Source organism: Shinella sp. WSD5-1 (assembly GCF_963942435.1).
GTDB classification, from domain to species: Bacteria; Pseudomonadota; Alphaproteobacteria; order Rhizobiales; family Rhizobiaceae; genus Shinella; species Shinella yambaruensis.
On the sequence record NZ_OZ012596.1, the window covers coordinates 1,861,958 to 1,874,591 of the forward strand.

Here is a 12,634-nt window from a genome sequence, read left to right on the forward strand (position 1 = left end):
TCTGGCGGTGAATTTGCCATCCGCGGCTATGCTCCGTTTCTCGAATACTGTGGTCTTTTGGTTGAAATTGCAGCTTAATCGCAGCAACCGTGAATGTCAGCCGGTTTCACTGCCGACGAGGGCGTCAAAGTCCTGAAACGAGATGGCCTCCGTCAACCGCAAGAGCGGTGCCGGTGATATATGTCGCGCGGTCGGAACACAGCAGCCGCAGCGGTTCGTCGAGATCGGCCATCCGGCCCAGCCGTCCCTGCGGTATCCGCCTGATCAATCTCTGCCCCGCTTCCGTCGCGAAGAACTCCCGGTTCAACGGCGTCTCGATATAGCCGGGGCAAAGGGTGTTGACCCTGATGCCGTGGCGAGCCCATTCAAGGGCGAGGGATTTTGTGAGTTGCACGACGGCTGCTTTCGATGCCGCATAGGCGGCGACCCCGCTTGCGACCCGCAGGCCGAGGATCGAGGCTACGTTGACGATCGCTCCGCCCCCGGTCTGCCGCATCCTACGGGCAGCCGCCTGCGCGACGAGAAAGACGCCCTTCAAATTCGTATCGATAACGCGGTCAAGGTCCTCGGGGCTCGTGTCCAGGGCGAATGTCTCGACGCTGACGCCGGCATTGTTCACCAGCACGTCGATCTTGCCGTCGATCCGCTCGAAAGCCGTCTGGACGGAGCCGGCATCTGCAACATCCACGGCTATGCTTTCCGCAGTCCCGCCGGCCGCGGTGATCTCTTGCGCGATGCGCGCGAGGACCTCGCTCCTGCGCGCCAGCATCACGACCCGGTGGCCCTCGGCCGCCAGGGTGCGGGAGAAATATTCACCGAGCCCGCTTGAGGCGCCGGTCACGACAAAGCAGCGTCCACTCATTGTCCCTTTTCATCACAAAATGTATCACATTGACCTATTGTCCGACAGTCGCTCTATGACGGGCGGGAAGTCAAGGGCGTGGTGCCATGCCGTGGCGTGGAATCCACATGAGGCGGCCCGCTTAATGCGATTCCGCCCCGAGAAATCCATGACCATGCTGTCGGGGCGGCGCCCTGCCGATGGGCAAGACGCCGCCCGGCTCGCCGTCAACTCGCCTTGCGCATGCGCTGCGACAGCTCATGGAGGCCCGTGCCGGCATCGAAACGGCTGACGCGGAACGACTGGATGAGGCCGAGAAGTTCGTCAGTGTCAGCGGCGAGGGCCTCTGCCGAGGCCGTAGTTTCCTCCGCCATGGCGGCATTGCGTTGCGTGGCTGCGTCGAGTTGGTTCAGCGACGTGGAGATCGAGCGAAGTGTCACGTCCTGCTCCGAAGCGGAATAGGCGATCTTTCCGACGATGTCGCTGGCAGCGGCAACCTGTCCGGAAATGCGCTTCAGGGCCTCGCCCGTTTCCCGGACGAGGCGCACGCCGTTCTGCACCTGGCCGGAGGAGCGGGAAATCTGGTCCTTTATCTCCTTGGCGGCGGCTGCGGATCGCTGCGCGAGTTCCCGCACCTCCTGCGCGACGACTGCAAATCCCTTGCCGGAGTCGCCGGCGCGGGCGGCTTCGACGCCCGCATTGAGGGCGAGCAGGTTTGTCTGGAACGCGATCTCGTCGATGACGCCGATGATCTTGGAGATTTCTTCGGACGAGGTCTCGATGTCGTTCATTGCCTCGATCGCTTCCGCCACGATCAGGTCGGACCGGCTGGCCTCGGCGCTGACCGATTTCACGCGCTGGGAGGCATCGCTTGCTCCCTCGGCCGTCTGCCGCACGGTAACGGTCAATTCATCGAGGGCGGCTGACGTCTCCTCGAGGTTTGCGGCCTGGCGTTCGGTGCGCTGGGACAGTTCGTTGGAGGCCCGGCGGATTTCCTCCTTGGCCCCGCCGATGTCGATCCCCTTCGCGTTGACTTTCGCCATGGCGGCTTCGAGATGGTCGAGTGCTTGATTGAAATTGGCGCGAAGGGTTTCATAGGACGGGCCGAGGTCCCCGCATCGGACCGTAAGGTCGCTTGTCGCGAGCCTCTCCAGGGCTTTGCCGATCGCCGCGACCACGCGTGCCTGGCTTGCCGCATCTCTTTCCTGCATTTCGTAATTCTGCTGGCGCTCGCGCTCGAGTTCCTGCCGCTGGCGTTCCTCGCGTTCGGCCATGGCATGGCGCTCGCGGATCTTTTCCTGCAGGGCCTGCGTGGCCTTCGCCATGGTGCCGACTTCGTTCGACATGCCTGTGTGCGGGATCGCCGTTTCGACGTCTTCATCGGCGACGGCCTGCAGGGCGGCATGAACGGCGGCGAGCGGCTTGGTGATGTTGCGCATCACGACGAATGCGGCCGCAAGCGCAAGGAGGAAGGCGACGAGCCAGGCGGCGGTGACTTCCAGGATCGTCTTGTTGATCTCCGCCTCCAGATCGTCGGTATAGACGCCCGTCGCAACGACGATCTGCCAGGGCTCGAAGATGCGGGAATAGGTGGCCTTCTCGAAAAATTCACCGGCCGGCTCACCCGGCTTCTCCCAGTAGTAAAGGGTAATGCCCCCGCCGGCTTGCGCTTTTGCGAGCATGTCCTCGCGGAACAGGTTGCCTTTCTTGTCCGGCTGGCCTTTGAAGTTCATGCCGACAAGCGGGGCATTGTAGTGGAACCGGACCGTGATGCCGGAGTCGAATGCCCAAAGATAGCCCGCCGGCTCGAACTTCACGGCGGCGGCGATTGCATAAGCCTGGCGCTGGGCCTCTTCACGGCTGAGTTCACCCGTTTTCTCGCGGTCGTGGTAAAGCTGCAGGATGGAGAGCCCCGATTCCACCTGCGTGCGGAGCATGTCGTAACGCTCCTTGTAGATCGCGCTGATGGAGGTTCGGACCTGATAGCAGGTCACCGCGGCGAAGGCCACCATGAGAACGGTGACCATACACAGCAGCTGGCGGGATATTCTCAGATTCTTCATAGTCGACACACTTTCAGGCAGCCGAAGTCTCCCGACGGGAGCCGGTCAGAGGAAATATTGATTTCGAGAGCACGCATCCTGCGCAAGATGAGCGCGAGCATTACGCTATGTGCTTACACTGATGCTTGATGGCTGAATAAAATTTTAATTCCGGCGTGCGCGAAAAGTACAAAGACGAACGGTATGAACGAAGTTCGATATTCGCACGGAGTTGCCCTTTTTCGTCGTGGTTTTTCACATTCGACGGCGCGATGATCCAGAGAGAGAGCGGAGCTTGACCCTTAGCCTTGGTTGAAGGTTATGGTTCGGTCTTTTCTGCGGCCGCTACAGGCGGGAAGGGTTCGTGACGATGAGCAAGCGCGTTCTCCATGTGGTCAGCAACGTTGCCCACTACACCGATCCGTCGCATCCGACCGGCCTCTGGCTGTCGGAACTGACCCATGCGTGGGACGTGTTCGCGGCGCGCGGCTATGAGCAGCATATCGTCAGCCCGAAAGGCGGCATGTCGCCGCTGGAGCCGCGCGCCCTCAAATGGCCGCTCCTCGATGCCTCCGCCAAGGCTTGGCTGGACGATCCCGAACGGATGGGGCTTCTGGCCTCCACGGCGCGGCCTGAGGAGATCGATCCGGCCGGATACGACGCGGTCTATTTCACCGGCGGACACGCGGTCATGTGGGATTTCCCGGATGACGAGGGATTACAGAGGATCACGCGCGCCATCTGGGAGCAGGGCGGGGTCGTCTCCTCGGTCTGCCATGGCTATTGCGGCCTGCTGAACACGCGCCTGTCCGTCGGCAGCCTTCTGGTCGCGAAGCGTAGGATCACGGGCTTTTCCTGGACGGAAGAGATCCTGGCCGGGGTTGCGCGGGAGATGCCCTATAATGCGGAGGCGGAGATGAAGACGCGCGGCGCCTTGTACGAGAAGGCCTTCCTGCCCTTCGTCTCCCATGTCGTGGTGGACGGCCGGTTGGTGACGGGGCAGAATCCCTTCTCGGCCAAGGCGACGGCGGAGAAAGTGGCCGCGCTTCTGTGAAAGGCCTAAACGGCTTTCACAGAACGGCGGCGGCCCGCCTTGCCGAGAAGCTTCGTGTCGTCGGCCTCAAGGGTCGGCCCTTCCACATCCTTGCCAAGCATGCGGGACAGAACCCGTCGCGCATTGGCGGCGCAGTCCATGTCGCCGGGCTTTGCCTCGATATCCTCAAGGAGCGCGACGAGCTGCGCCTTGCTCCGGGCCAGCCGCATTTCCAGCGCCTCGATATCCGCCACCTTGCGGCGGAGCGCCTGGGCCAGGCTGCCGTGGTCCCACCGATCCAGGTCGGGCGGCAGGAGCGTGCGGATCTCATCCAGGCTGAAGCCGGCGGCCTGCGCGGTGGTGATCAGTTCGAGCACGAGCACCGCCTCCGGTGGATAGGTGCGATAACCGTTCGGGCGACGGTCGACCGTCTTCAGGAGGCCCGCGCTTTCATAGAAGCGGATACGCGAATTCGTCAGCCCCGTGCGCTTTGCCAGTTCACCGATGTTCATCTGCAAAAATCCTTCAGAAAGCCCCTTGACCATAAAGTTAGCTTAAACGTTAAGGTCTGTCCAAATCTAATTTGGAGACCTTCTCATGTCCCTGTTTTCCCCGCTGACGCTGCCCAATGGCGCTACTATCCCGAACCGCATCGCCAAGGCCGCGATGGAAGAGAATATGGCGGACGGCGACCACGCACCATCCGCCGAGCTCATCAGCCTCTATCGCGCCTGGGCCGAGGGTGGATCCGGGCTCATCATCACCGGCAATGTGATGATCGACGCGCGCGCCATGACCGGCGCGGCCGGTGTCGTCCTGGAAGACGACCGTTACCTCGACCGCTTCAAGATATGGGCGGACGTCACGCGCTCGGGCGGCGGTCAGGTTTGGATGCAGATCAATCATCCCGGCCGCCAGATGCCCGCCGGGCTCGGCCAGCCGACACTGGCTCCGTCCGCGGTCGCACTCGATCTTGGCGCGCAGTCCAAGGTCTTCCCCGTGCCGCGCGAGATGACGCCCGCCGACATCGCCGCGGTCGAGCGCCGCTTCGTCAACACCGCGGTCCTCGCGGAACGCGCAGGCTTTACCGGCGTCGAGATTCATGCGGCCCATGGCTATCTCTTGAGCCAGTTCCTCTCCCCGCTCGCCAACCACCGCAAGGATCGCTGGGGCGGAAGCCTCGAAAACCGGGCCCGCCTTTTGCTGGATATCGTTCGCAGCGTGCGCGCGGCCGTCTCGCCAAGCTTTGCGGTGGCGGTCAAGCTCAACTCGGCCGATTTCCAGCGCGGCGGTTTCTCGCCCGAAGATGCGCAGGCCGTCGTCGCCATGCTTTGGCCGCTCGGCGTCGATCTCGTCGAATTGTCGGGCGGCAGCTATGAAGCGCCGGCGATGATGGGTGCGGCGCGTGATGATCGCACCTTGGCACGCGAAGCCTACTTCCTCGAATTCGCGCGCAAGATCGGCGAGGTCGCGACGATGCCGCTGATGGTTACGGGCGGCATCAAGCGTCGCGCGGTGGCGGAGACGGTGATCGAAAGCGGCGTGGCCATGGCAGGGATCGCCACCGCGCTCGCCATCGAACCGAACCTGCCGCGCAACTGGAAGCTCGGGAAAAACGACGCTCCGATGCTGAAGCCGATCACCTGGAAGAACAAGCCGATTGCATCTTCGGCGCATATGGCCGCTGTCCGCTACCAGTTGGTGCGTCTCAGCCGTCGCCGTCGCACGGCGCCGAATGTGTCGCCGGTCTGGGCGCTGCTCACCGCGCAGATATCCGCAAAGCGTAGTGCCCGTCAGTATCGGCGCTGGATGGCTGCGCGGAAGGTGGCCTGACCGCCCGGCTGGCGAAATCGCACCGTCAGTGAGCGCCGTGCGCAGCCCTTGACCTTAAACTGGACTTTAACGTTACCATCCGCTCGCAGAATGAGCGCATTATTGAGGAAAGTCGTCGTTCATGGCTGATGAATTCACGGAAGTCGATTTTGGCGGTCACAAGGTCATGGTGCCGAAAGGCGGTTACTACGACCGCTTTCGCTCCAATCCCGATCTCGACGCGGTGGCGAAAGACCCGGCCGCCGGCAATATCGATTTCTTCCGGCGTATCCCGAAAGTAATGGTCCCCTCGCGGATCGGCCCCACATGGGCGCCGAACTTCTATTACCGCACCAGCAACGTGCAGGCGTTGATGCTCGCACCGGTGAAGAAGATCCGCGCAATGTTGCCGGGGCAGCTCGAGCCGCTGCGTGCGCTGCCGGGATACGGGCTCGTGGCGCTCACCTTCTTCTCCTATGCGGTCTGCGACAACGATCCCTATAACGAGGTCTCGGTCGCCGTCGTCATCCGCCGGCCGGGAGCGCGCGGGCCGCATGCGCTGGAACTGCTTGGCTCGATGCGGCGGCAGAGCTTCTTCGCGCATGTGCTGGCGCTTCCGGTCGATACCGAGATCGCCCGCGTGCGCGGGGTCCATGGCTACCAACTGCCGAAATGGCTCACCGGCATACAGCTCGATATCTCCTCGAAGGGCGTCTCGGCGAGCATTGCGGCAACGGACGGCAAGTCGGATGTGGCATTGACCGCGCCGCTGCCGGCCCTTCGCCGCATACCGTCACAGTCGCGCCTGTCGACCAACACCTCCATCGGGCTGGTGGATGGCGAATGGCGTCAGACGCAGTTCGTGACCAATCCGATCGAGTTCGCCCGGACACTGTTTCCGCGTGACGTGAAACTGTCGCGGGCCGGTGGTCCTATCAGCCAGTTGCTGGATGGCCTGGGGGTGGGAACCATCTTGCGGTTCGACGTCGTTAAGGATGCGCAGATGGTCTTGCACCTGCCGCGCTCGCTACAGGCCCTGCCTGCCATTTGAAGACCACCAGACCGTAATCGTCAACAGAGGAGAAGTCGTCATGGCCTATGTCAAAACAAAGGATGGAACCGAGATTTTCTACAAGGATTGGGGTCCGAAGGACGCGCAGCCGATCCACTTCCATCACGGTTGGCCGCTCAGCGCGGATGATTGGGACAACCAGATGCTGTTCTTCCTCAAGGAAGGCTTCCGCGTCGTCGCGCATGATCGGCGCGGCCATGGTCGTTCGAGCCAGGTCAGCGATGGCCATGACATGGATCACTATGCCGCCGATGCCTCGGCGGTCGCCGAGCATCTCGATCTTCGCAACGCCATCCATATCGGCCATTCGACCGGTGGCGGGCAGGTTGCCCGCTATGTCGCGCAGTATGGCCAGCCGCAGGGGCGTGTCGCCAAGGCGGTTCTCGTCAGCGCCGTCCCGCCGCTGATGGTCAAGACCGAAGGCAATCCGGATGGGACGCCGATCGAAGTGTTCGACGGTTTCCGCGCCGCGCTGGCCGCGAACCGCGCGCAATTCTTCCTCGATGTGCCCGCCGGTCCCTTCTACGGATACAACCGGCCGGGCGCAGAACCCTCACAGGGCGTTATCGAGAACTGGTGGCGCCAGGGCATGATGGGCAGCGCCAAGGCGCATTACGAAGGCATCAAGGCGTTCTCGGAAACCGACCAGACCGAGGACCTGAAGGCGATCACCGTGCCGACCCTCGTGATGCAGGGCGACGATGACCAGGTGGTCCCCTACAAGGCGGCGGCGATCATGCAGGACAAGCTCCTGCAGAACAGTAAGTTGATCATCTATCCCGGCTTCTCGCACGGGATGCTTACGGTGAACGCCGATGTGATCAATGCCGATCTGCTCGCATTCATAAAAGGTTGAAGCGAAACGCGCGCCGGACCGGCTTCGGCGCGCGCCATTTCAAGAGATAGACGCGATGATTCCGGCCCACCCCGATCCCAGCTTCGATATGGCGGCTCTGCTCGAACGCCAGCGTTCCGCCTTCCTCAAGGAAGGACCGCCGACCCTTGCCGATCGCAAGGCCCGGCTGAAACGCCTGCGCTCCGCCGTGCTCGCGCATCGACGCGCGGTGGCGGAGGCCATCAGTGCGGATTTCGGGCATCGCTCGCGCCACGAGACCGACATCATGGAAACCGTCGGCGTGATCCAGACCATCGACTATCTCATCCGCAATCTGCGGCGCTTCATGAAGCCGGAGCGCCGGCATGTCGGCCTGTTCTATCGCGCCGGCCGTGCCTATGTGGAGTATCAGCCGAAAGGCGTCATCGGGGTGATGGCGCCATGGAACTATCCGTTCTCGCTGACGATCATCCCGCTTGCGACAGCGCTCGCCGCCGGCAACCGTGCGATGCTGAAACCGTCGGAATTGACTCCGCGCACCAGCGAGACCATCCGGAGGATGCTCGAAGAGATCTTTCCGGCCGATGAGGTTGCCGTCGTGCTCGGCGGCCCGGAGGTCGGTGCGGCGTTCAGCGGCCTGCCGTTCGATCATCTGCTCTTCACCGGCAGCACGCCGGTCGGCCGCAAGGTGATGAAGGCGGCGAGCGACAATCTCGTGCCGGTGACGCTCGAACTTGGTGGAAAGAGCCCGGTCATAGTCGAACGCGGCCATGTCGACGATCGGACGATGGCAAGCATCGTCTTCGGCAAGTTGTCGAATGCCGGACAGACCTGTGTCGCGCCCGATTACGCGATGGTTCACGAAGACGATCTCAATGCGTTCATTGCCCAGTTTGGCGTGAGCGTCGCGCATGCCTATCCCGATGGGCCGACTAGCGACGATTACACCTCCATCGTCAACGATCGTCATTACGATCGGCTGCGCAGCCTGATCGAGGATGCCCGAACCAGGGGCGCACGAGTCATCGAGGTCGGCGTCACTCCGGAGCGTTCCGCAGACCGAGCGCGTACGCTGGCGCCGACGCTGATCGTGGACGCCGGAGACGATGCAGCAGTCATGCAGGAGGAGATATTCGGCCCGCTCCTTCCGGTCACGACCTATCGCACGATCGACGAGGTTATCGACTACGTGAACGCACGGCCCCGTCCGCTGGCGCTCTACTATTTCGGTGACGAAGGCGCGGACCGCGAGAAGCTGCTGATGAATACTACATCGGGCAATGTCGGCATCAACAACACCATGATCCATGTCGCGCAGGACGATCTGCCGTTCGGCGGGATCGGTCCGAGCGGCATGGGCGCTTATCACGGTATCGAGGGATTCCGCACAATGAGCCACGCCAAGGGTGTCTTCGTCCAGGGCCGCTGGAACCTGCCGAGCCTGCTGCGCGCGCCGTTCGGCAGGCTCGTCGACCTGGCCCTCAGGGTGACGCTGGGCTCAGGAAAATAAGGTTCGAAAGTCAAGCATGGCTAGTCGTCCTACGGACCGAACCGCCGCCGACCTTTCTTCCGAATTCTTGTGCTTCCAAGCCTAGATTTCGTGCCGCGAGATTTCTACGCCAACGCGGAAATAATTTCCGCTTTTCGGTTTACTCTGAGCGTTCATTTCGGGGTTCGAATGGCAGTAATCCACCTACACCCCGCCAACCTTCTGGCAGACTCCGCCTGGTGGTCTGTCGAACACATATTCCACGAGTTGGTGGCTTCTTCCTTGGTGCAGGCGTTCGCCTGGGCGAGTTCGAGTGCTTCTTCAAGGAAACGATGATTCCGCTCCCGCACGTTGAGGTGCGCGGATTTAGGGAAGCATGCGACGACCCACTGCCACACGCGGTGTTGAAACGAGTCGGACTGCATTTCTACCCCCAGAAGTTGATCTGAGAAGACACTAAGTCTGAGGTTCGTTCAAGTTCCCCCGGAGCAAGCAAGCTTGTTGGATAATACAAAGGTTGTGCATAAGCCGTGGCTCGCTTGCAGGCTAGATACTGAATGGCAGCCTATCGCCAATATTAATCGAAGAGCGGACAGGCCGCTCTCGGCCCCAATGGAGACGTTATGCTCCAAGCTCCCGCCAATGGCGGCGCGTCTAAGAACTTTGTTGCCTCCAGGCAGGCCAATTAGTCAGGAAAGGCCCTTTTCTATTCGACCGCCACGCGGCCGGCGAGGGGTTTCTGTCAGAGTTTCTGTCAGTTTTCAGGCGGGAAGGTTTTAGTTAGCCCTCGGAATGGCTGTAAATCCTTGTTTTAGAAGGATTTCCGCTGGTCGGAGTGGAGTGATTCGAACACTCGACCCCCACGTCCCGAACGTGGTGCGCTACCAGACTGCGCTACACTCCGTGACCAGCGGCGCCTCTATAGAACAGGCTTTTCGTTTCGACAAGCGCAAAATATCAAAAAAATTCGCGCCGTTGAGGAAAGGGCCGGAAGGCCGGGCGTTTTGTTTTTCGGGGGCGCTGCGGGAACCGGACTGCGGCTTTCGCGTTTGGCGAGCCATGGAACAGATCATCGCCGACCTCTTTCCCCGCACCGAAGTGCCCTATCCGGTCCTCTTGGCCCGCATGGCGGGGGCGATCCTGCTCGGGGCGGTGATCGGGGCGGAGCGGGAATACCGCGACCATGCCGCGGGGCTGCGCACCCATATCCTCGTGGCGCTGGCGGCCTGCGTCTTCGCCATCCTGTCCATCGAGAGCGTGCACATGGCGGGCTTTTCCGACGAGCAGGTGCGCATCGATCCGCTGCGCGTCATCGAGGCGGTCACCTCCGGCGTCGCCTTCCTCGCCGCGGGCATGATCGTCTTCTCACGCGGCGAGGTGAAGGGGCTGACGACGGGGGCGGGCATGTGGCTTGCCGGCGCCGTCGGGCTTTCGGTCGGCCTCGGCTACTGGTTCGTCGCGGTCGTCGCGACCTTTGCCTGCTTCGTCGTCCTCTTCATTCTCGCCAAGATCGAGATGAAGAAGGAGGAGGACACGAAGGCGGCGGACGGCGGGAAAACATGACGGTTCGAGTTGTGTTTTAGGCGTTTCGTCGGAATTCTGTTGATTTACGAATAAATCGGGCCCTATACCGTCTTCAAACGAGGACGCGCGCAGCCATGCGGGCGGCCCCCGCATCCGGCCGCTCGCGGCGGGGCGGTCGAGTGGCCCTTCGCCGCCCGGATGCCGCCGGCCCGCCGGCCGGCCTCCGGCGTCGATCTTTGAAGAGACATTGTCATGCGTCCATCGGGCAAGGCCGGCATAGAGGAACTCAGAGCGGCGCTGAAGTCGAGCGCGACGGGCTTCCTCGCCATCGGCCTCTTCAGCTTCTTCGTGAACCTGCTCGTGCTGACCGGGCCGCTCTTCATGCTGCAAATCTACGACCGGGTGCTCTCCTCCCGCTCGGAGGCGACGCTGGTGGCGCTGACCGGCCTCATCATCGGCCTCTATCTCGTCATGGGCGTGCTCGACCACATCCGCAGCCGCGTCGCCGCGCGCATCGGCGCCCGCTTCCAGGCGCGCTTCGACAAGCGCGTCTTCAACGCCGTGCTCGACCGCACGAACCTGCACGCCCAGGGCATTTCCACCGTCACCGGCATGCGCGATCTCGACGCGATCCAGAAGGTGCTGTCCTCGCCCGCGCTCTTCACGGTCTTCGACATTCCGTGGACGCCGTTCTTCCTCTTCGTCATCTTCACCTTCCATCCCTGGATGGGCGTGCTCGGCATCGTCGGCGGCCTCATCCTCGTCGGGCTCACCTGGCTCAACCAGAACGGCACGAAGGAAGACCAGGAGCGGGCGATGATCGCCGGCCGGCTCAGCGACGAGATGACCCAGACGCTGCAGAAGGAGAGCGACACCGTGCGGGCGCTCGGCATGCGCCGCGCCGTCGCCGGCCGCTGGCAGCTCCTGCGCGACAAGACGCTCGAGGCCAACATCCGCTATTCCGACAGCAACGGCTTCTATTCGATCAGCTCGAAGACCTTCCGCGTCTTCCTGCAGTCGGCGATCCTGGCGCTCGGCGCCTATCTGGTGCTGCAGAACGAGATCACCGCGGGCGCGATGATCGCCAGCTCCATCATCATCGGCCGGGCGCTGGCGCCCATCGAGGGGGCGATCGGCCAGTGGTCGCTGATCCAGCGCGCCGGGCAGGGCTGGCGCAACCTGTCCGAGCTCCTGGCGCGCGTGCCGGAGGACGATCCCCGCACGGCGCTGCCGAAGCCGCGCGCCATCCTCGAGGTCGAGCAGGTCACGGTCGTGCCGCCCGGCGAGCAGGTCGCGACGCTGCGCATGCTGAATTTCGAGCTCCGGCCCGGCCAGGCGCTCGGCGTCATCGGCCAGAGCGCCTCCGGCAAGTCGACGCTCGCCCGCGTGCTCACCGGCATCTGGCCGCCGGCCGCCGGCAAGGTGCGCCTCGACGGCGCCTCGCTGGAACAGTACGGCACGGACGGCCTTGCCGACCATGTCGGCTACCTGCCGCAGGATGTCGTGCTGTTCGAGGGCACGGTGGCGGAGAACATCGCCCGCATGGCGCTCGATCCCGACCCGGTGAAGGTGGTGGAAGCGGCGAAGAAGGCCGGTGCGCACGACATGATCCTGCGCCTGCCGGACGGCTACGACACGAAGCTGCCGGCCATGGGCGGGCGCCTTTCCGGCGGCCAGAAGCAGCGCGTCGGCCTTGCCCGCGCGCTCTATGGCGATCCGGTGCTGGTGGTGCTCGACGAGCCGAACTCCAACCTCGACGCCGAGGGCTCGATGGCGCTGAACCTTGCCATCCGCAACCTGAAGGCGGAGGGCAAGTCCGTCGTCATCATGGCGCACCGGCCGGCGGCGATCGAGGAATGCGAGCTCATCCTCATCATGGAAAACGGCCAGCGCCTGGCCTTCGGCCCGCGCGACGACGTGCTGCGCGCGCACCTGCGCAACCACACGCAGGTCGTCGCCGGTGCCGGCGGCAGCAACAAGTAAGGG

At 63.1% G+C, this 12,634-nt stretch carries 10 protein-coding genes and 1 tRNA gene; 7 read left to right on the plus strand and 4 right to left on the minus strand.

Going from position 1 to position 12,634, the window contains the following annotated elements:
• Positions 1–124: 124 nt before the first annotated feature.
• Together AABQ55_RS09015 and AABQ55_RS09020 are read right to left on the minus strand one after the other, a co-directional pair.
• A complete protein-coding gene (locus AABQ55_RS09015) occupies positions 125–862 on the minus strand; it encodes an SDR family NAD(P)-dependent oxidoreductase (protein WP_272804778.1) in 738 nt (245 codons plus the stop codon).
• A gap of 206 nt (positions 863–1,068) precedes the next feature.
• Positions 1,069–2,904 (minus strand): methyl-accepting chemotaxis protein, encoded by a 1,836-nt coding sequence (locus tag AABQ55_RS09020; RefSeq protein ID WP_272804779.1) that lies wholly within the window; start codon positions 2,902–2,904, stop codon positions 1,069–1,071.
• A gap of 349 nt (positions 2,905–3,253) precedes the next feature.
• Here AABQ55_RS09020 and AABQ55_RS09025 point away from each other — a divergent pair, with 349 nt between their 5' ends.
• The gene (locus AABQ55_RS09025) at positions 3,254–3,937 is read left to right on the plus strand and encodes a type 1 glutamine amidotransferase domain-containing protein (protein WP_272807419.1); all 684 of its coding nucleotides are present in this window, start codon (positions 3,254–3,256) and stop codon (positions 3,935–3,937) included.
• Positions 3,938–3,942: 5 nt separating this feature from the next.
• Here AABQ55_RS09025 and AABQ55_RS09030 read toward each other — a convergent pair whose 3' ends face one another.
• The gene (locus AABQ55_RS09030) at positions 3,943–4,428 is read right to left on the minus strand and encodes a MerR family transcriptional regulator (RefSeq protein ID WP_272804780.1); all 486 of its coding nucleotides are present in this window, start codon (positions 4,426–4,428) and stop codon (positions 3,943–3,945) included.
• An 85-nt stretch (positions 4,429–4,513) separates the two neighbouring features.
• On the opposite strand from AABQ55_RS09030, the gene AABQ55_RS09035 reads away from it, so the two are divergent.
• From AABQ55_RS09035 to AABQ55_RS09050, 4 genes are all read left to right on the plus strand, one after another.
• Positions 4,514–5,749: an NADH:flavin oxidoreductase/NADH oxidase family protein gene (locus AABQ55_RS09035; protein WP_272804781.1), complete on the plus strand. Its 1,236-nt coding sequence runs from the start codon at positions 4,514–4,516 to the stop codon at positions 5,747–5,749.
• A gap of 121 nt (positions 5,750–5,870) precedes the next feature.
• Entirely contained in the window at positions 5,871–6,779 is a 909-nt protein-coding gene (locus AABQ55_RS09040) for a hypothetical protein (RefSeq protein ID WP_272804782.1), read from the plus strand.
• 40 nt (positions 6,780–6,819) lie between these two features.
• The gene (locus AABQ55_RS09045) at positions 6,820–7,656 is read left to right on the plus strand and encodes an alpha/beta fold hydrolase (RefSeq protein ID WP_272804783.1); all 837 of its coding nucleotides are present in this window, start codon (positions 6,820–6,822) and stop codon (positions 7,654–7,656) included.
• An 88-nt stretch (positions 7,657–7,744) separates the two neighbouring features.
• Positions 7,745–9,145, plus strand: a complete 1,401-nt coding sequence (locus tag AABQ55_RS09050; RefSeq protein ID WP_443021144.1) for a coniferyl aldehyde dehydrogenase — start codon at positions 7,745–7,747, stop codon at positions 9,143–9,145.
• Between the two features lie 806 nt (positions 9,146–9,951).
• On the opposite strand, the gene AABQ55_RS09055 is transcribed toward AABQ55_RS09050, so the two are convergent.
• A tRNA-Pro gene (locus AABQ55_RS09055) sits at positions 9,952–10,028 on the minus strand.
• Positions 10,029–10,183: 155 nt separating this feature from the next.
• On the opposite strand from AABQ55_RS09055, the gene AABQ55_RS09060 reads away from it, so the two are divergent.
• Positions 10,184–10,687: an MgtC/SapB family protein gene (locus AABQ55_RS09060; protein ID WP_272804785.1), complete on the plus strand. Its 504-nt coding sequence runs from the start codon at positions 10,184–10,186 to the stop codon at positions 10,685–10,687.
• Between the two features lie 213 nt (positions 10,688–10,900).
• A complete protein-coding gene (locus AABQ55_RS09065) occupies positions 10,901–12,631 on the plus strand; it encodes a type I secretion system permease/ATPase (protein ID WP_272804786.1) in 1,731 nt (576 codons plus the stop codon).
• Positions 12,632–12,634: the final 3 nt, after the last annotated feature.

Bases quoted from the DNA above. Each gene is read 5' to 3' on its own strand.
- AABQ55_RS09045 (WP_272804783.1), top strand. From the start codon at position 6,820: ATGGCCTATGTCAAAACAAAGGATGGAACCGAGATTTTCTACAAGGAT.
- AABQ55_RS09040 (WP_272804782.1), top strand. From the start codon at position 5,871: ATGGCTGATGAATTCACGGAAGTCGATTTTGGCGGTCACAAGGTCATG.
- AABQ55_RS09065 (WP_272804786.1), top strand. From the start codon at position 10,901: ATGCGTCCATCGGGCAAGGCCGGCATAGAGGAACTCAGAGCGGCGCTG.
- AABQ55_RS09030 (WP_272804780.1), bottom strand. From the start codon at position 4,428: ATGAACATCGGTGAACTGGCAAAGCGCACGGGGCTGACGAATTCGCGT.
- AABQ55_RS09035 (WP_272804781.1), top strand. From the start codon at position 4,514: ATGTCCCTGTTTTCCCCGCTGACGCTGCCCAATGGCGCTACTATCCCG.
- AABQ55_RS09015 (WP_272804778.1), bottom strand. From the start codon at position 862: ATGAGTGGACGCTGCTTTGTCGTGACCGGCGCCTCAAGCGGGCTCGGT.
- AABQ55_RS09060 (WP_272804785.1), top strand. From the start codon at position 10,184: ATGGAACAGATCATCGCCGACCTCTTTCCCCGCACCGAAGTGCCCTAT.
- AABQ55_RS09025 (WP_272807419.1), top strand. From the start codon at position 3,254: ATGAGCAAGCGCGTTCTCCATGTGGTCAGCAACGTTGCCCACTACACC.
- AABQ55_RS09020 (WP_272804779.1), bottom strand. From the start codon at position 2,904: ATGAAGAATCTGAGAATATCCCGCCAGCTGCTGTGTATGGTCACCGTT.
- AABQ55_RS09050 (WP_443021144.1), top strand. From the start codon at position 7,745: ATGGCGGCTCTGCTCGAACGCCAGCGTTCCGCCTTCCTCAAGGAAGGA.